Genomic DNA, 19004 nt, shown 5'->3' with positions numbered 1-19004 from the left:
GCAGCGATGTGAGAGCGGGGGGAAGCCGCGCAGCGGCTCAGGGGGGTGTCTCCATTCACGCCGGTCCCAGCGCCATGCGCCCCGACGCCGTCGCCTGGCTCGCGTGCCGCATCTCCACGCGGTTGCGGCCCGCGCGCTTGGCGTCATAGCAAGCCATGTCGGCCGCGTACAGCACCGAGGGCACGTCCTGCAGGCTGGCGTCCAGCACCACCAGGCCGATGCTGACCCCCAGCGTGAAGCTGCGGCCCTGGTACGAGGGCTCCCACGCCGCTACCGACTGGCGCAGCTGCTCGGCCACGGCCTGGCCGCGGGCCAGGGCGCAGCCCGGCAGCACCACGGCAAACTCGTCCCCGCCCAGCCGCGCAGCCCAGCCGATCTGCCGCACCTGCGACTCCAGCAGGCGGGCCACGTGGCGCAGCACATCGTCGCCCGCGTCATGGCCCGCAATGTCGTTCACCACGGTGAAATGGTCCAGGTCCATGAACAGCACCACGCCATCGCCATAGGGCTCCTGGCCCGCCGCAGCAGGCGCGCGCGGGCGGGTCGAGCGTTCGGCCAGCAACAGGCCCAGGCGCTCGTCGAACGCGGCGCGGTTGTACAGCTGGGTCAGCGCGTCGTGGCTGCGCTCCCAGGCGTGCTGCACCTGGGCCTCGCGCGCCGCGGTGATGTCTTCCAGGATCCACACCGTGCCCCCGGCCAGCTCGCCGGGCTGCACGCCGCGGCCCTGCACGCGCGCCCACACGGGCGTGCCGTCCTTGCGGGTAAAGCACACGTCGCCGTCAAACGTGCCGTGCGCCGCAAACTCGGCCTGGACGCGGTCGCCCAAACGCAGGTAGTCGGCGTCGGTGGCGTACAGCACGCGGGCCGGGCGGCCAACAAGCTCGCCGGGCGCGTAGCCCAGCATCACGCTGGCCTGGCGGCCCACCACGTCCAGCATGCCCTGGCGCGAGATGACGATGCCCACCGAGGCGTTGTCCAGAATGGCCTGGAACTGCCCGTTGAGCGTGGCCATGTGCTGCTGCTGCTGTCCCGCCTGCTGCAACAGCCGCCGAAAGACCTGCACCAGCGCGCCCACCTCGCCACCAGCGCGGGGCCAGGCCGTGTCGTCCGGCGCGGGGTGCGGCTGCGGCGCCAGGCCGCCTCGTGTGAAGGGCTGCTGCACCATGCGGCGCGCGCTGTGCGTCAGCTGAGCCAGCGGCTGCGCCATCCAGCCCATCAGCAGCGCCACCACCAGCACGCACAGGGCCATGCTGGCCGCGGCCAGCCACCAGGCCTCGCGCTGGGCGCCTTGCAGCGGTTCCAGCAACGCCTGCGAATGGCTTACGCGGGCCACGATCCACTGCGGCAGGGGCATGCCCGCCATGCTGACGACATGGTCGGGCTGCACGTGGGTGACGCCCCGGCCCACCACCGGCTGGGCCTGCGTCTGCCACTGGGCATAGACGGGCGCCAGGCCCGGCTCGTCGCGCACCTGGCCCATGATGCGCGTGGGGTCGGAGTGCGACAGGATGGTGCCGTCGCGCGTGAAGACGATGAGCCGCGAATCCTCGCGCGCGGGCAAGGCCATGGACGGCGGGAGCAAGCCCTGCGACTGCAGGCGCAGCGCACCGGCCACCACGCCCAGCACCGTGCCGTCGTCGCGGTGCAGCGGCATGGTGAACATCACGCGCGCCTCGCTGGTGCGCCCTGCAATCAGCTCGGACACCAGCGGCTTGCCATCCACCAGCGTGCGGCGCAGTGCGTCGCGCTCGGCCGGGTCCAGTTCAGACGCCTTTTGCAGGCGACCTGCGCGCAGGTTCATGCGCAGCTCGCCGTTGTCGCGGGCCACCTGCATCGCATCGAAGAACTGCACGGCGGGCAGGCCCTGCTGCAGCAGCCATTCCAGCGTGGAGGGCGAGTCGAGCATGCCCGGCGTGATGCCCGCGGCCACGGTGCGCAGCACCTTCTGGCTCTGCTCGATCTTGCTGGCCAGGAGGCGGGCCACCACCTCGACCTCGTCGGTCTGCTGGCTGACCATGCGGCGCATGGCCTCCTGGCCCGACGCCCGGGTGACCAGCCATGCCGACACAGCGCCAGACGCCACCACCGCCATCACCGCCACCAGCACCAGGCGCAGCACCAGCGCACCGGGCATCCACCAGCCTGGCGCATCGGGGTGCGGCGCAGGGTGGTCCTGGGGCGTCATGGACACTCCGGACAGCAGGCGCCGGTGGGGCGCAAAGGGGGGCACACAGGGCGGGCGGTTGGCATGGCGTCGGGTCAGACCAGACAGTTGCCAACAAATATACGCAGCGCCCACCGCCCGGGGCTTGGGTGGAACCCTCAGTCAAAGGCGGGTAAAAACCCTGATCTCGCAGTCTTTTTTTCAGCAGCCCGCCATGGTCTGCAGCGCGCCCGGCTGGGGCAGGTTCAGCACGTTGCCTGTGCCGTGAACGAGGCCCAGTTCGCGCAGGTGGCGCAGCACGCGCGAGAAGGTCTCGGGGGCAATGCCCAGCTGGGCGGCGATGAGGCGTTTGCGTTGGTGCAGGGTGACCTGCATGGTGCCGCTTGGTGCGGGCTCGGCATGCTGCAGCAGCCACTGCGCGCAGCGTGACTCGGCATCTTGCGCCAGGCGGCTTACGGCCAGTTCGGACTGCTGGCGGTAGCCCTGCGCCATGTCCAGCAGCAGGTCGCGCGCACCGTCTGGCATGGCAGCCAGGCTGCGGCGGAAGTCCTCCATGGGAACGCGGCGCACCTGCAGCCGCGTGTCGGCCACCATGTCCACCGGGAACGGCAGGCCCAGCAGCGCCGATGCTGCATCGAGCCAGAAAGGGCCTTCCACTGCGCCCAGCTGGTGGCGCATCACGCCGTCGTCCAGCACACCGCGCAGCACGCGCCCGCTTTCCAGATGCAGCACCGATGTCAGCACCTCGTTGCGCCTGCGCAGCACCTCACCGGCGGCAATGACCTCGGTGTGGTCGGGCAGAGAAAAAATCGTGGAAGGCTGCATGGGACGGACTGTGCCCCGCCCCGGCCCGGGCAGCATTGAGCAAGATCAAAGCCGCACCACGTGCGGCTGTGCGGCCTGCGGCACGGCGCCGGCCGCTGCGCGCTTCGCAACAGCCCGGCCGCGCCGGCACCTGCCCGCCCGCGGCCACGCGGCGGGGCGCGGGCAATGCAGAAGAAAATTTCCAGCAAAAACAACTTCTAGCGCTTACTACATAAGCGCTAGAAGCTACAAAATCAATAGCGCGCGAAAATCATTCACATTGGTGTGCGTGGGCCCTGTCACCAGCAGGTCGCCCAGCCCCGCGAAGTAGCCCCACGCATCGTTGCGCGTCAGGTGGTCGTCGATGCGCAGGCCGGCCACTGCGGCGCGGGCCAGCGTGTCGGGCGTGACGAAAGCGCCCGCGTTGTCCTCCACGCCGTCGATGCCGTCGGTGTCGGCCGCCAGCGCCCACACCTGCGCCTGGCCCTGCAGCGCCTGCGCCAGGCCCAGGCAAAACTCGCCCGCGCGGCCTCCGCGCCCGCGTGCGGCGCCCGGTGCGCGCGGGCGGACGGTGACGGTGGTCTCGCCACCCGACAGCACCATACACGGCCGTGCAAAAGGCTCGCCGCGCCGCGCCACCGCGCGGGCCAGCGCGGCGTGCACCTTGCCCACTTCGCGCGATTCGCCCTCGATCTCGTCGGACAGCACATGCACGGCCAGCCCCGCGCTGCGCGCTGCGTCGGCCGCAGCCTGCAGCGCCTGCCAGGGCGTGGCGATAAGGTGCACGGCATGGCCGGCAAACCGCGCATCACCGGGCTTGGGCGTCTCGGGCGTGCCCGCGGCCAGCGCGGCGCGCACGGCATCCGGCACCGCAATGCCATAACGGTCCAGAATCGCCAGCGCGTCGGCGCAGGTGGTGGCGTCGGGCACGGTGGGGCCGCTGGCGATGACCGAGGGGTCATCGCCCGGCACATCGCTGATGGTGAGCGTGACCACGCGGGCGGGCGCACACGCCGCCGCCAGCCGCCCGCCCTTGATGCGCGAGAGGTGCTTGCGCACGCAGTTCATCTCGCCGATGTGGGCGCCGCTTTCCAGCAGCGCGCGGTTGATCTGCTGCTTGTCTTCCAGTGTCAGCCCCTCGCCCGGCAGCGTGAGCAGCGACGACCCACCGCCCGAGATCAGGCACAGCACCAGGTCGTCAGGCGTGAGGCCCTGCGCCAGGTCCAGAATGCGCTGCGCGGCGGCCAGCCCGGCCGCGTCGGGCACCGGGTGTGCGGCCTCCACCACTTCGATGCGCTGGGGCAGGCCCGCAGGCCGCGGCGGCACATGCCCATAGCGCGTGACCACCAGACCCGACAAGGGCGCATCTGCCGGCCACAGCGCTTCCAGCGCCTGCGCCATGGCGCCGCCCGCCTTGCCCGCGCCCAGCACCAGCGTGCGGCCTGCGGGTGGCGACGGCAGCCACTGGCGCATGCCGTGCAGCGGCTGCGCGCTGCGCACGGCGGTGTCGAACAAGGCTTGTAGAAATTCGCGCGGCGCAGTGCGCGCATCGGGCAACGGGGCGGCGACCTGGGCTGTTGAAGGGTGTTGAGGCATGGCGCACATTGTGCCGCCGTGCCACGCACAGCAGCGCTGCGTGTAACCGGGCTGTCACACCTCGCCGCTATCTTTGGCGCCTTGCTCAGGGACCGACACCACGCCATGCACCACATCCAAGGGACCCGACGGGAGGCCATGCTGGCGCTGCTGTCGCCCGCCGTGCGCCATGGCACCGGCCCGCTGGCCCGGCTGATGCGCGAAGGCGGCCTGCACTGCGTGTTCCAGCCCCTGGCCGATTTGCGCGAAGGCAGCATCTACGCCCACGAGGCCCTGATCCGCGGGCCGCAGGGCAGCCCATATCACACCCCCGACGTGCTGCTGGACCTGGCCCGGCGCGAGCGCCTGCTGCTGGACTTTGAACTGCTGTGCGTATTTACCGCGCTGGAGCAATGGGGCCGCTGCGACGCTCCGGGCCGGTTGTTCGTCAACATCAGCGCCGACGCGCTGGTGCACGGCGTGGCCCTGCTGGGCACCCAGGCGCTGGGCCACACCGTGCGCGGCCTGGGGCTGAGCGCGCGCATGCTGGTGCTGGAGATCACCGAACACGAGCGTGTCACCGACATGCCCCAGCTGCGCGAGGCCATCAAGGCCGTGCACGCCTGCGGCGCGCGCCTGGCGCTCGACGACTTTGGGGATGGCCGGTCTAGCCTGCGGCTGTGGTCCGAGGTGAAGCCCGACTTCGTGAAGATCGACAAATACTTCATCCACGACATCAGCGACCACCCCGAGAACCTGCAGATGCTGCAGGCCATCAAGGGCATTGCCGACGTGTTCGGCACCACCTTGATCGCCGAAGGCATTGAAACCCGCGACGACCTGCGTGCCCTGCGCGACCTGGACATTCCCTTTGGCCAGGGCTGGCTGCTCGGCCGCCCCGCGCCGGCCCCGCGCGAACTGGTGGACGGCCCCGCGCTGGAGGTGATGCACGACCGCCGCGTGGCCGTGCTGCCCCACCTGGGGCAAACGGCGCGTCCCGGCATTCTGCGCAGCCTGCTGGTGGTGCAGGCGCCCACCGCATCGCCCGGCACCAGCAACGACGCCGTGGCCACGCTGTTCCACAAGAACCCCGGCCTGCACGCCCTGGCCGTGGTGGACGGCACGCGGCCTGTGGCGCTCATCAACCGCCAGCAGTTCATGAACCACTACGCCACGCTGTACTTCCGCGAGGTGCATGGCCGCAAGCCCTGCCTGGCGTTTGCCAACACGGCGCCCCGCGTGGTGGAGCTGGACTGCGATGTGGACCAGCTCGTGGGCATCCTCACCTCGCAGGACCAGCGGTATCTGAACGACGGCTACATCGTCACCGACAACGGCCGCTACCTGGGCCTGGGCACGGGCGACCAACTGGTGCGCGCCGTGACAGAAACCCGCATCGAAGCCGCACGCCACGCCAACCCGCTGACCTTTCTGCCCGGCAACATTCCCATCAGCCTGCACATGCAGCGCCTGCTGGACAACGGCAGCGAGTTTGTGGCCTGCTACGCCGACCTGAACAACTTCAAGCCCTTCAACGACCACTACGGCTACTGGCGCGGCGACCAGATGATCCGCCTGGTGGCCCGCCTGGCCACCGCACACTGCGACGCGCGGCGCGACTTTGTGGGCCATGTGGGTGGGGATGATTTCATGCTGATCTTTCAGAGCAGCAACTGGCTGCAGCGCTGCAAGAACATCGTGGATGAGTTTGCGCGCGAGGCGCTCATGCTGTTTGACGACGCAGCGCGCAAGGCCGGCGGTATTGAGGCCGAGGACCGGCATGGCGTGCGGCGGTTTTTTCCCTGCACCACACTGGCCGTTGGGGCTGTACGCATCGCGCCGGGGCGCTATCGACATGCGGAAGAGGTGGCAAACCTGGCGGCTGTGGCCAAGCACGAGGCCAAGCAGGCAGCGACCGGGGTGGTGCTGCATGGGGGGTTTACGGAATCGGGCCTGGGGGCGTTGGCGGCGGCGCGGGCGTTGCAGGATGTGTTGGCGGCGTAGGGTGGCGCGGAAGACGTAATTCCAGCTCGGTATTGGTGGGAAATGATTGATTCGGCGACAGGGTAGCTTTGGGCCCGGAGCCGATTGTGGCATCCATTACCATAAGCCGCCATTGGTCCAAGACCAGGAGGAAGCTGTGTTCATAACCGCGGAACCGGTACCAGCCGAAGCGCCAGTGTTTGACTCCCTGGAAAGAGCAGTCGTTTCCCCTGAGCTATACATTCTTCTGAGAGAAGATGTCCCCCGCAAAGCGTGGCTTGGAGAGGCCATAAAGGCTTGTGTCGATGCAGGGATTGACATGTCAATGGCCGAAATCCTTGACGAGGAATTGCGTAACGGGGATGGCGACTTATCAGCGGCAGTGCTGAAACTGTCGGGGCCACTTTCGAGCGAAGCGGTCTGCGCTTTACCTCAGGCCCTTCGGCGAAGACTTGGTGAAGGTATCAGTTTTCGGTTGGTGCGAGCTGCCCAGTGGTGCGAGGCCGCGATAACTACTGACGAGCTCGAACTCGAGTACTTCCTGTATGAGTTCTCCAGGCCAAGTTGCATGATTGCGAAAACGACGAGTTGCGTCAGACTGAGACACAGGCCCACAGGAATGCTCTGTCGAAGCACCGCGCACCAGAGACGAGCAATGAACTACCAGGAGGCTCTTCTTCTTCTGGCATCTCTTCTCAAAGGGGGCAAATAGGCCTAACCATTTGATCGAGGGGACAGCCGCCTGCTCCGCCTGTCGTATGCCTTTCATGTCAAGCATTGCCCGTCCCCTTTCAGCCCCATCCACCGGCTGCGCTTAGCACCCCGCCATTGCACCAGCCCACCCTTAAGGCCCCGTCCCCGCCCCCGCCTCAAACCACCGCTTCACCAACGCCCGCTCCGCATCCGTCATGCCCGTGGCGTTGTTCATGGGCATCAGCTTTTGCACCACCACCTGCTGGTAGATGGCTTGCGCATGCTGCTTCACCTGCTCAGGCGAGTCCACGCGCAGGTTTTTCATTTGCACCTGGGCGCCGTGGCACATGTAGCAGCGCTGCTCCAGCACGGGCTGCAGAGATTGGTAGTCATTTTGGCCCCCAGCGCTTGCTGGTAAAGCGCTGACAGCTCCTGTTTCAGGAGCAACCGCTGCTGCTGCCTGTGGCGCAGGGCGCATCCACACGATGGCGCCCAAGATGACTGCAATGCCCACCAGCGCATACGGCAGCGGATTGCCATTGCGGCCCAGCTTGTAGCCGTGGCGCATCACAAAGAACTGGCGGATGGCGGCGCCTGCAAACATCATCAGGATCAGCACCAGCCAGTTTTGCGGGTGGCTCCAGGTAAAGCTGTAGTGGTTGCTCAGCATGGCAAACAGCACGGGCAGCGTGAAATACGTGTTGTGCACGCTGCGCTGCTTGCCGCGTTTGCCGTGGATGGGGTCTACGGGCTGGCCCGCCTTGATCTGCGCGATGACGGTGCGCTGGCCGGGGATGATCCAGAAGAACACGTTGGCGCTCATGGCGGTGGCGATCATGGCGCCCACCAGCAAGAAGGCGGCGCGGCCCGCAAACCAGTGGCAAGCCAACCACGAGGCCACGCACACCAGCACAAAGACGAGGGCACCCACAATGGCGTCGCCGTTCTTTTTCTGGCCGAAGATGCGGCAGATGGCGTCGTACAGCAGCCAGAACACAACGAAGAACGCCAGCGCCACGATGATGGCGGTGGCGGGCGCCCAGTCCATCTTGGATTTGTCGATGAGGTAGGTGCTGGCGCTGTACAGGTACGACACGGTGAACAGCGCAAAGCCGCTGATCCAGGTGCTGTAGCTTTCCCAGAAGAACCAGTGCAGGTGTTTGGGCAACTGCGGGGGCGACACCGCGAACTTGACCGGGTGGTAGAACCCGCCGCCGTGCACGGCCCAGAGCTCGCCGCTGACGCCCTGCTTCTTTAAATCTTCGTCTTGCGGCGGCGTGAGGCTGCTGTCCAGAAAGACGAAGTAGAAGGACGAGCCGATCCAGGCGATGGCGGTGATGACGTGGACCCAGCGCAGCAGCAGGTTGGCCCAGTCGAGAAGGTAGCTTTCCATGAGTTCTCAACCTTGGCGGCGCGGGGCGCCGCAATTGAACGTGTTTGCGATCTGGCAGGGGTCGCGTTGGAGCGCAATCGGGACGAGTGGATGCTTCGGCTGCGCCGCATGGGCTCATGCCCATGCCAGCAGCCGGGGCGTTCAATCGCCCGATTTCGCTCCAACCCTTCGGGCAGTGGTCTTTGCGGGCGGTCTTTTGCGTGGCTGCGATATTGGATAGCTCTGCCATCCACTATCGCAGCGCCTAGCACTCCAACCCGCGAAGACCGCTGCGCGACCCCTGGGAGATCGCAAACACGTTCATACAACCTGCTCACCACTGCGGGCGCTCTGAGCAGAAATTTTGGTCGCGCACCTTGGCGGGACATGATCCGCCGGGCACCGCTGCGACCTGTGAAACCAAATTCAAACAGCGAAAAGTGTATGCAGGATTTGTTCCTGATTCCAGCCCAGGCTCTGCCGGAGCAGGCCGGATTTACCCGGAGCCCGGCGCCGCCGCCTCCAGCGTCATCAGCAGCTGCGCGGCCACGGCCACGGCGATCACTGCGGGCTCCTTGCCGGTGATGCCGGGCACGCCGATGGGGCAGGTGATGTGGTCCAGCTCAGCTTGTGCAAAACCCCGGCCGCGCAGCCGGCGCTGGAAGGTAGCCCACTTGGTGCGGCTGCCGATGAGACCGATGAAGGGCAGGTCGCCCTGCTCGCGCTGGCGGCGCAGGCAGGCCGCGACCACGTCCAAGTCCTCGGCGTGGCTGAAGCTCATGATCAGCACGCGGCTGCCAGGTGCCAGACCGGGCACGGCCTGCTGCACGGGATCGGAGTGCTCGCAGGCCACGCCGTCGGGTGCGGGCTGCGGGAACACCCCGTCGCGGCTGTCCAACCAAGTGAGCGCAAACGGCAGCGGCGCCAGCGCCCGCGCCAGCGCGTGCCCCACGTGCCCGCCGCCAAACAGCGCCACCGGGTGCTGGCGCGGCGCCAGGCGCTGGGCCAGGCCGGCGGCGGGGGCGCGGTCGGCTGCGGTAATGCATTCAAACCCCAGGTGCACCACGCCGCCGCAGCATTGTCCCAGCGTGGGGCCCAGGGCAAAGCGCAGCGACGCCTGGGGCCGCGCGGGGCCGGGCACGCCCGCTAGGCGGCGGCGCGCTTCGGCAATGGCCTGCAGCTCCAGGTGGCCGCCGCCGATGGTGCCCACGATGCGGCCGTCGGCCAACACGGCCATCCATGCGCCCGCTTCACGCGGGACCGAGCCTTCGGTAGACTCCACCCTCACGAGACAGGCGGGCGAGCGCTCCAGGGCGTCCCACAGTAAACGCAAATCAGTCACAAACTTTTTTCCATCCCATCGTTTGGCAGGCCCCGTGTGTAAGGAGGCCGCCAGAGCCCCTTCCTTCCTCCCAGCCATCATGTCGACTTCTGCCACCGAGCGCTCTTCCAGTACCCGCAGCCGCCACTGGCTGCTTGCAGGGCTCATGGCCGCGGTGGCGGCCCTGGTGGCAGCCTGCAAGTCCGCCCCCGAGCCCCCACCCCCCGTGCAGGACAGCCGCACCCCCAGCGCCGACCCAGCCGCAGGCGTGACCGGCCCGGTGCCCGCCAAGGTGGGCTCGGCCCGCACATCGGCCGCCAGCACCCCGCGCGCCTACCGCGAAGACGCCGCCACCCACCTGTATGGCCTGAACCGGGAGCGCGTCTTCAAGGGCAAGCTGCCGCCCATGCTATACGCGATCGGCGTGCTGGAGGTGGACATTGACCGCACAGGCAAGGTCACCCGCCTGCACTGGATGCGCGCCCCCAAGCATGCGCCCGAGGTGGTGGCCGAGATCGAACGCACGGTGCGCGCCGCAGCTCCCTTTCCGGTGCCGACCCGCATGGGCAAGGTCACCTACACCGATACGTGGCTGTGGGACAAGAGTGGGCAATTTCAACTGGATACGCTCACCGAAGGACAGCTGTAGGGGCTGGCACCGTGCACCCTCGCTGAATGTTCGGGTGCGCGCCAATCCATGCACTGGCGCTGCGCAGAGCCAGGGCCGCCGCGCAAGGGCCGCCCAGCCGCGCTGGCGGCGTCCCCCTTTGGGGGGAAGGCGCGAAAGCGACCCAAGGGGGGTTCACATCTATGACCCGCGATAAGTCGAGTAACTCCAGGGGCTCACCAGCAGCGGCACGTGGTAGTGCTGGTCGGCATGGGCAATGCCGAAGTCCAGGCTCACTTGGTTCAAAAAATTCGGCTCGGGCAGCTGCACGCCACGGGCTTTGAAGTAGCCGGCCACATCAAAGCGCAGGCGGTAGGTGCCGGTGCGCAGGCTGGCGTTGTCGAACAGCGGCTCGTCAGTGCGGCCGTCTCGGTTGAGCACCAGGCGCTTGATGAGGGTGGCGACGTCGCCGTGGGTGGAATATAGGGTGACTTCCATGCCCGCGGCGGGGCAGCCGTGCATGGTGTCCAGAACGTGGGTGCTGAGGCCCATGGCAATCTCCTGAAGGTGGGTGTGCGGCGCATCGGCAAGGATGCCCCGGCCGCATCGTGTAGACCAAAAGTGTATACACTTTTTGGCTTCCACCGTATGATGCCGCCATGGAATCCTCGTCCACCAGCGCGATTGTCGAAGCGCTGACCCGCGCCATCGTAGAACACCGCCTGCAGCCCGGCACCAAGCTGGCCGAGCAGAAGCTGGCGGACCACTTTGGCGTGTCGCGCACGCTGGTGCGGCAGGCGCTGTTCCAGCTGGCGCAAAACCGCCTCATCACGCTGGAGCCCGCGCGCGGCGCGTTTGTGGCCACGCCGTCGGCCGAAGAGGCCCGGCAGGTGTTCGCCGTGCGCCGCATGCTGGAAAGTGAAATGACCCGCGCCTTTGCGCGCCAGGTGACCCCCGCCAAAATCAAGGCCCTGCGGGCCCACGTGGCCGCCGAGAAAGCCGCCGTGGGCAGCCAGGACGCCAGCAGCCGCACCGAGCTGCTGGGCGACTTCCATGTGCGCATGGCCGAACTGATGGGCAACGAGGTGCTGGCGCAGATGCTGGGCGACCTGATCTCGCGCTGCGCCCTGATCACGCTGATGTACCAGTCCGCCAGCGCGGCCGAGCATTCGCACGAGGAGCACGCCGCCATCGTCGCCGCCCTGGCCGCGCGCGATGAGGTGCGCGCCGTGGCGCTGATGCAAAGCCACCTTGAACATGTGGAGGCCAGCCTGGCCTTTGACCGCAAGCGCCCCGCCAGCGACCTGGCGGCCGTGCTGGCCTCTTGAAACCAACGCCACCATGACCTACGACGCCACCGCCCCCTACCCCCGCGACCTGATCGGCTACGGCCCGAACCCGCCCCACGCGCAGTGGCCCGGCGGCGCCCGCATTGCCGTGCAGTTCGTGCTCAACTACGAGGAAGGCGGCGAAAACGCCGTGCTGCATGGTGATGCAGGCAGCGAGCAGTTCCTGTCGGAAATGTTCAACCCCGCCAGCTACCCCGAGCGGCATATGAGCATGGAGGGCATCTACGAATACGGCTCGCGCGCGGGCGTGTGGCGCATCCTGCGCGAGTTTGAAAAACGCAAGCTGCCGCTCACGGTGTTTGGCGTATCGACCGCGCTGCAGCGCCACCCCGAGCTGACCGCCGCCTTGGTGGAACTGGGTCACGAGATCGCCTGCCACGGGCTCAAGTGGATTCACTACCAGAACATTCCCGAGGACGTGGAGCGCGCCCACATGCGCGAGGCCATGGACATCATTGAACGCATGACCGGGCAGAGGGCGCTGGGCTGGTACACCGGCCGCGACAGCCCCAACACCCACCGCCTGGTGGCCGACTACGGCGGCTTTGCCTACGACAGCGACTACTACGGCGACGACCTGCCCTTCTGGATGAAGGTGAAGAAGACCGACGGCAGTGTGGTGCCCCAGCTCATCGTGCCTTACACGCTGGACTGCAATGACATGCGCTTTGCGCTGCCCCAGGGCTATTCGCACGCCGATCCGTTCTTCCAATACATGAAGGACACGTTTGATGCGCTGTATGCCGAAGGGGACCCCGCCGGAGACAACGCGCCCAAGATGATGAGCATCGGCATGCACTGCCGCCTGCTGGGGCGGCCCGGGCGCATCACGGCGATGCAGCGTTTTCTGGACCACATCGCGCAGCACGACAAGGTGTGGGTGGCGCGGCGCATCGACATCGCGCGCCACTGGGCGAAGCACCACCCAGCACCGGTTTTATAGATGAAATCGGCCTCTAGCGCTTATCCAATAAGCGCTGGCAGCTCACTTTTTTGAAGCAATCACCATGCCACTGACCCTGGAACAACTCAACGCCGCCAGCCCCGCCGATGCCCTGGCGCTGCTGGACGGGCTGTACGAACATTCCCCCTGGATTGCCGAGCAGGCCCTGGCGCAGCGGCCGTTCCGCTCTCTGGCCCACCTCAAGCACGCCTTGGCCCACGTGGTGCGCACGGCCGAGCTCGATGCCAAGCTCGCGCTGATCCGCGCCCACCCCGAGCTGGCGGGCAAGGCCATGGTGGCCAAGAGCCTCACGGCCGAATCCACCAACGAGCAGAGCAAGGCGGGCCTGACCCAATGCACGCCCGAGGAGTTCGACCGCATCCAGCAGCTCAACGCCGCGTACAACGAGCGCTTTGGCTTCCCCTTCATCCTGGCCGTGCGCGGGCCGCGTGGCACCGGCCTGTCCAAACGCGAGATCATCGATACCTTTGCCCGGCGGCTGGACAACCACCCCGAGTTCGAACTGGCCGAGGCGCTGCGCAACATCCACCGCATCGCCGAGATCCGCCTGGCCGACAAGTTTGCGGCCGAGCCCGTGCTGGGCAACGACGTGTGGGACTGGCACGAGAAGCTGGCCGAACACTCCGACCCCGGCTTCGCCGAAAAAGGCCAGCTCACCGTCACCTACCTCACCGACGCGCACCGCGCCTGCGCGCAGCGCATCAGCCACTGGATGCGCGACTGCGGCTTTGACAGCGTGGAGATCGACGCGGTGGGCAACGTGGTGGGGCGCTACCACGGCGCACAACCCACCGCCAAAACCCTGCTGACCGGCTCCCACTACGACACCGTGCGCAACGGCGGCAAGTACGACGGGCGCCTGGGCATCTTCGTGCCCATGGCCTGCGTGCGCAAGCTGCACCGTGCCGGCCGGCGCCTGCCGTTCGGCATCGAGGTGGTGGCTTTTGCCGAAGAAGAAGGCCAGCGCTACAAGGCCACCTTCCTGGGCTCCGGCGCGCTCATCGGCCACTTCAACCCCGCTTGGCTGGACCAAAAGGACGCCGACGGCGTGACCCTGCGCAAGGCCATGCAGCATGCAGGCCTGTGCATTGACGACATTGCCAAGCTGCAGCGCGACCCGGCGCAATATCTGGGCTTCATCGAGGTGCACATCGAGCAAGGCCCCGTGCTCAACGAACTGGACCTGCCCCTGGGCGTGGTCACCTCCATCAACGGCGGCGTGCGCTTTATCGCCGAGATGATTGGCACCGCCAGCCACGCCGGCACCACCCCCATGGACCGCCGCCGCGATGCGGCCGTGGCTGTGGCGGAGCTCGCGCTGTTCATCGAACAACGCGCGGCCAAGGACGGGGACTCGGTGGGCACCATCGGCCTGCTGAACGTGCCGGGCGGCTCCATCAACGTGGTGCCCGGCCGCTGCCAGTTCAGCCTGGATTTGCGCGCACCCACTGACGCGCAGCGCGACGCCCTGGTGCGCGATGTGCTGGACGAACTCGCCCGCATCGCCCAGCGGCGCGGCCTGCGCTACACGCTGGAAGAATCCATGCGCGCCGCCGCCGCTCCCAGCGCTCCCGCGCTGCAGCACCACTGGGAGCGCGCTGTCGACACGCTGGGTGTGCCCGTGTTCCGCATGCCCAGCGGCGCCGGGCACGACGCGATGAAGCTGCACGAAATCATGCCGCAGGCCATGCTGTTCACACGCGGCCAGAACTCCGGCATCAGCCACAACCCGCTGGAATCCACCACCAACCACGACATCCAGCTGACCATCGAGGCCTTCGCCCTGGTGCTGGAGCAGCTTGCCGAGGAACAACAGCCATGACCGCCCCCACACAGGTTTCTTCTTACGCCGCCCTGGACGCCTGGATCGACCAGCACTTTGATGAGGAAGTGCGCTTTCTGCAGGCCCTGGTGCGCGTGCCCACCGACACGCCCCCCGGCAATAACGCGCCCCATGCCGAGCGCACGGCCGAGCTGCTCAAAGACTTCGGCTACGAGGCCGAAAAGCACGCCGTGCCCGCTGCCGAGGTGCAGGCCTACGGCATGGAATCCATCACCAACCTCATCGTGCGCAGACCGTACGGCAACGGTGGCAGGACCATCGCCCTCAACGCCCATGGCGACGTGGTGCCACCCGGCGAAGGCTGGACGCACAACCCCTACGGCGCCGAGATCGTGGATGGAAAGATGTACGGCCGCGCCACGGCCGTGAGCAAGAGCGACTTTGCATCCTTCACCTTCGCCGTGCGCGCGCTCGAAGCCGTGGCCAAGCCCGCCCAGGGCGCGGTGGAACTGCACTTCACCTACGACGAAGAATTTGGCGGCGAGCTGGGCCCCGGCTGGCTGCTGAAGAACGGCCTGACCAAGCCCGACCTGATGATTGCGGCGGGCTTCAGCTACGAAGTGGTGACCGCCCACAACGGCTGCCTGCAGATGGAAGTGACCGTGCACGGCAAGATGGCCCACGCCGCCGTGCCCCACACGGGCGTGGATGCGCTACAGGGCGCGGTCCACATCCTGAACGCGCTGTACGCGCAGAACGATGAGTACAAGAAGGTCACGTCCAAGGTTGCGGGCATCAAGCACCCCTACCTGAACGTGGGCCGCATCGAAGGCGGCACCAACACCAACGTCGTGCCGGGCAAGGTGGTGTTCAAGCTCGACCGCCGCATGATCCCCGAGGAGAACCCGGCCGAAGTGGAAGCGTCCATCCGCCGCATCATTGAGCAGGCGGTGGGCGAGCGCGACGGAATCCGCGTGGAGATCAAGCGCCTGCTGCTGGCCAATGCGATGACGCCGCTGGCGGGCAATGCACCGCTGGTCGAAGCCATCCAGAAGCACGCCCAGGCCGTGATCGGCGAACCGGTGCCCGCGGTGGGAACGCCGCTGTACACCGACGTGCGCCTGTATGTGGAGCGCGGCATCCCCGGCGTGATCTACGGCGCGGGCCCGCGCACGGTGCTCGAATCCCACGCCAAGCGCGCGGACGAACGGCTGGAGTTGGAGGATTTGCGCCGGGCGACCAAGGTGGTGGCGCGCGCGCTGTGTGATCTGCTGAGCGCATAGACCACAGCCACCTCCGCAAACAGGCATCTCTTCGGATCGCACCGATACTCCCTCGCCCCTCTCGGGAGAGGGAGCCGCCCAACCGGCCGCTGCGGCAGACAAAAAGCGGCTATCCTCACCCCCCCACGCCACCGCGCAACCCTGGACCACCCGTCCCCCGGCGCCCCACCGCGACACCTTCGCGGCAGAGCGCGCCGCACGCGCGGCCCGCGCCCACCAGCGCCTTGGCCCGCTGCCCCACACCACCGATGGCTCCATGCGGGATAGGCATAAGTCAGCATGTGCGCTGGCCGTGCCATCGGGTACCCTTGTTTTGCATTCGCTCAGGATGGATGCGTTCCCCTTCAGGATTTCCGTATGACCCAGACCCTTTCCGCGGCCGAGCAGGCCCTGCGCGACGCTGCGCGCGAATACCACCGCAACCCTACGCGCGGCAAGATCGCCGTCACCCCGACCAAACCCCTTTCCAACCAGCGCGACCTGTCGCTGGCCTACTCGCCGGGCGTGGCCTACCCTTGCCTGGACATCCAGGCCGATCCGTCCAAGGCGTTCGACTACACCTCGCGCGGCAACCTGGTGGGCGTGATCACCAACGGCACGGCCGTGCTGGGCCTGGGCGACATTGGCCCACTGGCGGGCAAGCCGGTGATGGAAGGCAAGGGCTGCCTGTTCAAGAAATTTGCCGGTGTGGACGTGTTCGACATCGAGCTGGCCGAGCGCGACCCGGACAAGCTGGTCGAAATCATCGCTGCCATGGAGCCCACGCTGGGCGGCATCAACCTGGAAGACATCAAGGCGCCCGAGTGCTTCTACATCGAGCAGCAGCTGAGCGCGCGCATGAACATCCCCGTGTTCCATGACGACCAGCACGGCACGGCCATCATCTCCAGCGCCGCGCTGCTCAACGGCCTGGAGCTGGTGGGCAAGGACATCGGCGCGGTGAAGATCGCCGTCTCCGGCGCGGGCGCTGCGGCCATTGCCTGCGTGGACGTGATGGTGGGCCTGGGCGTGAAGCGCGAACACATCTACATGGTGGACTCCAAGGGCGTGATCTACGACGGCCGCCCCGGCGGGCTGGATGCCTCCAAGCAGCGCTACGCGCAAAAGACCGATGCGCGCACGCTGGCCGACGTGGTGAATGGCGCCGACGTGTTCCTGGGCTGCTCGGCCCCCGGTGTACTGACGGCCGATATGGTGAAGACCATGGCCGCCAAGCCCATCATCCTGGCGCTGGCCAACCCCGAGCCCGAGATCCGCCCCGAGCTGGCCAAGGCCATCCGCCCGGACTGCATCATCGCCACGGGCCGCTCGGACTACCCGAACCAGGTCAACAACGTCCTGTGCTTCCCCTACATCTTCCGCGGCGCCCTGGACTGCGGCGCGACCAAGATCACCGAGGCCATGAAGCTGGCCTGCGTGCGCCAGATTGCCGATCTGGCCAAGGCCGACATCAGCGAGGAAGTGGCCAGCGCCTATGCGGGCAAGGAGCTGACCTTCGGCCCCGACTACCTCATCCCCACACCGTTCGACTCGCGCTTGATCCTGAAGATCGCGCCTGCGGTGGCCAAGGCAGCGGCCGAATCGGGCGTGGCCACCCGCCCCATCACCGACATGGAGGCCTACAAGGAAACGCTGTCGCGCTTTGTGTACCAGACCGGCATGCTGATGCGCCCCGTGATCAACGCGGCCAAGACCCTGCCCGAAGGCAACAAGCGCGTGGCCTATGCCGATGGCGAGGACGAACGCGCTCTGCGCGCCGCGCAGATGGCAATTGACGACAAGATCGCCCACCCCATCCTCATCGGCCGCCCCGCCGTGATTGCGGCCCGCATCGAAAAAGCCGGCCTGCGCATGCGCCTGGACAAGGACGTGGAGGTGTGCAACCCCGAGGACGACCCGCGCTTTCGCCAGTACTGGGAGGCCTACCACCAGCTGATGATGCGCAATGGCGTGACGCCCGAGGTGGCCAAGGCCGCCGTGCGCCGCTCCAACACCCTCATTGCCTCGCTGATGGTGAAGCTGGGCGATGCCGACGCGATGATCTGCGGCCTGGTGGGCACGTATGAAACGCATCTGGAGCGCATTCACAACGTGCTGGGCCACGCACCAGGCGCCACCAACTACGCCGCCCTGAACGCGCTGATGACGGACCGCAACGGCACGCTGTTCATCGCCGACACCTACGTGAACGAAGACCCCACGGCCCAGCAGCTGGCCGACATCGCCTGGATGTCGGTGCAGGAGGTGCAACGTTTTGGCCTGCCGCCCAAGGTGGCGTTTCTGTCGCACTCCAGCTACGGTTCATCCAAGCGCGCATCGGCCCGCAAGATGCGCGAGGCGCGCGACCTGTTCGTGGCCGCCCACCCCGACATCGAGTGCGACGGCGAGCTGCACGGCGACGCGGCACTGGAGCCGGGCATCCGCAAGACCTACATGGCCGAGGCGGACGCTTCGCTCAGCGGGTCGGCCAACCTGCTGATCTGCCCCAACCTGGATGCTGCCAACATTCTGTATAACGTACTCAAGACCACCACCAGCGGCGGCGTGACGGTGGGCCCCGTGCTGATGGGCAGCGCCGCCACCGCCTACATCCTGACCCCTGCGGCCACCGTGCGCCGGGTGTTCAACATGACAGCGCTGGCGGTAGCCAGTGCCGCTGCACGCGCCTCTTGACCCACAGCGCTCGTATGAAGAAAGGCCCGGCAGGGCCTTTCTTTTTTATTCGGGCTCAGCGCACCGACACGTCCCCGCAGTCCCACCGTCGTTCAGGGTGGCGATCAGGCGATCCCTGCACGTTGGCACCTGTTGGGCGCGCCTGCGGCCTGAGCAGAACGGGAGGGCTGGACGCACCAGCCAGATGCAGAGCCGCCCCCGGGCCCACGGCGCCGCCCGCCCGCCCCTCCAGCTTTGCACCATTTCGGGAAAGCCTGTAGAACCGCATGCACCAAAGTGGCGAACAATAGGGCACACCCCCTCCCCGCCCCGGTGAAACCAGGCATCGTTTTTGCTGACTGGTCCACCAAGGCTTGGTGGCGAACCACGGGGCCGCTCTGGCGCTCCTGGGGTGCCGCCGCTCTTGCCTCGTTGTGCCACCGCTTTTTTTCTT

General features: G+C 67.3%; 13 protein-coding genes. 7 read left to right on the top strand and 6 right to left on the bottom strand.

Annotated elements, in window-relative coordinates; genetic code table 11:
• Nucleotides 1-55: 55 nt before the first annotated feature.
• The 3 genes from ACK4HJ_RS11020 to ACK4HJ_RS11010 all read right to left on the bottom strand — a co-directional run bounded on the left by ACK4HJ_RS11020 (nucleotide 56) and on the right by ACK4HJ_RS11010 (nucleotide 4564).
• Complete coding sequence (locus tag ACK4HJ_RS11020) at nucleotides 56-2185, bottom strand: diguanylate cyclase (protein WP_409831108.1); 2130 nt, start codon at nucleotides 2183-2185, stop codon at nucleotides 56-58.
• A gap of 180 nt (nucleotides 2186-2365) precedes the next feature.
• Nucleotides 2366-2989, bottom strand: a complete 624-nt coding sequence (locus ACK4HJ_RS11015; RefSeq protein WP_409831105.1) for a Crp/Fnr family transcriptional regulator — start codon at nucleotides 2987-2989, stop codon at nucleotides 2366-2368.
• A gap of 225 nt (nucleotides 2990-3214) precedes the next feature.
• Nucleotides 3215-4564: a glycerate kinase gene (locus ACK4HJ_RS11010; RefSeq protein ID WP_409831103.1), complete on the bottom strand. Its 1350-nt coding sequence runs from the start codon at nucleotides 4562-4564 to the stop codon at nucleotides 3215-3217.
• A gap of 105 nt (nucleotides 4565-4669) precedes the next feature.
• On the opposite strand from ACK4HJ_RS11010, the gene ACK4HJ_RS11005 reads away from it, so the two are divergent.
• The gene (locus tag ACK4HJ_RS11005) at nucleotides 4670-6547 is read left to right on the top strand and encodes an EAL domain-containing protein (protein WP_409831101.1); all 1878 of its coding nucleotides are present in this window, start codon (nucleotides 4670-4672) and stop codon (nucleotides 6545-6547) included.
• A gap of 823 nt (nucleotides 6548-7370) precedes the next feature.
• Here the strand turns inward: ACK4HJ_RS11005 and ACK4HJ_RS11000 are convergent.
• Both ACK4HJ_RS11000 and xdhC read right to left on the bottom strand, forming a co-directional pair.
• Entirely contained in the window at nucleotides 7371-8612 is a 1242-nt protein-coding gene (locus tag ACK4HJ_RS11000) for a urate hydroxylase PuuD (protein WP_409831098.1), read from the bottom strand.
• A 475-nt stretch (nucleotides 8613-9087) separates the two neighbouring features.
• Nucleotides 9088-9933: a xanthine dehydrogenase accessory protein XdhC gene (gene xdhC / locus ACK4HJ_RS10995; protein WP_409831096.1), complete on the bottom strand. Its 846-nt coding sequence runs from the start codon at nucleotides 9931-9933 to the stop codon at nucleotides 9088-9090.
• A 145-nt stretch (nucleotides 9934-10078) separates the two neighbouring features.
• Here xdhC and ACK4HJ_RS10990 point away from each other — a divergent pair, with 145 nt between their 5' ends.
• Nucleotides 10079-10561, top strand: coding sequence for a hypothetical protein (locus tag ACK4HJ_RS10990; RefSeq protein WP_409831176.1), 483 nt, complete (start codon nucleotides 10079-10081; stop codon nucleotides 10559-10561).
• 159 nt (nucleotides 10562-10720) lie between these two features.
• On the opposite strand, the gene uraH is transcribed toward ACK4HJ_RS10990, so the two are convergent.
• Nucleotides 10721-11071, bottom strand: coding sequence for a hydroxyisourate hydrolase (uraH, locus tag ACK4HJ_RS10985; protein WP_409831093.1), 351 nt, complete (start codon nucleotides 11069-11071; stop codon nucleotides 10721-10723).
• A 107-nt stretch (nucleotides 11072-11178) separates the two neighbouring features.
• Between uraH and ACK4HJ_RS10980 the strand changes: the two genes are divergently transcribed.
• The 5 genes from ACK4HJ_RS10980 (at nucleotide 11179) to ACK4HJ_RS10960 (ending at nucleotide 18571) form a co-directional block, all read left to right on the top strand.
• On the top strand, nucleotides 11179-11847 hold the full coding sequence (locus tag ACK4HJ_RS10980; RefSeq protein WP_409831090.1) for a GntR family transcriptional regulator: 669 nt from the start codon (nucleotides 11179-11181) through the stop codon (nucleotides 11845-11847).
• A 13-nt stretch (nucleotides 11848-11860) separates the two neighbouring features.
• Nucleotides 11861-12811 carry an allantoinase PuuE gene (gene puuE, locus ACK4HJ_RS10975; protein WP_409831088.1) on the top strand — a complete coding sequence of 317 codons (951 nt, stop codon included), beginning with the start codon at nucleotides 11861-11863 and terminating at the stop codon, nucleotides 12809-12811.
• Between the two features lie 64 nt (nucleotides 12812-12875).
• Nucleotides 12876-14654 (top strand): 2-oxo-4-hydroxy-4-carboxy-5-ureidoimidazoline decarboxylase, encoded by a 1779-nt coding sequence (gene uraD, locus ACK4HJ_RS10970; RefSeq protein ID WP_409831085.1) that lies wholly within the window; start codon nucleotides 12876-12878, stop codon nucleotides 14652-14654.
• Nucleotides 14651-15898, top strand: coding sequence for a M20 family metallopeptidase (locus ACK4HJ_RS10965; protein WP_409831082.1), 1248 nt, complete (start codon nucleotides 14651-14653; stop codon nucleotides 15896-15898). Before uraD ends, ACK4HJ_RS10965 begins: the two co-directional genes overlap by 4 nt.
• 357 nt (nucleotides 15899-16255) lie before the next feature.
• Nucleotides 16256-18571 carry an NADP-dependent malic enzyme gene (locus ACK4HJ_RS10960; protein ID WP_409831080.1) on the top strand — a complete coding sequence of 772 codons (2316 nt, stop codon included), beginning with the start codon at nucleotides 16256-16258 and terminating at the stop codon, nucleotides 18569-18571.
• The last annotated feature ends 433 nt before the right edge of the window (nucleotides 18572-19004 follow it).

Source organism: Acidovorax sp. (genome assembly GCF_046294525.1).
In the GTDB taxonomy this organism is placed as follows: Bacteria; Pseudomonadota; Gammaproteobacteria; order Burkholderiales; family Burkholderiaceae_C; genus Acidovorax.
This window is presented reverse-complemented; position numbering and strand designations above follow the sequence as displayed.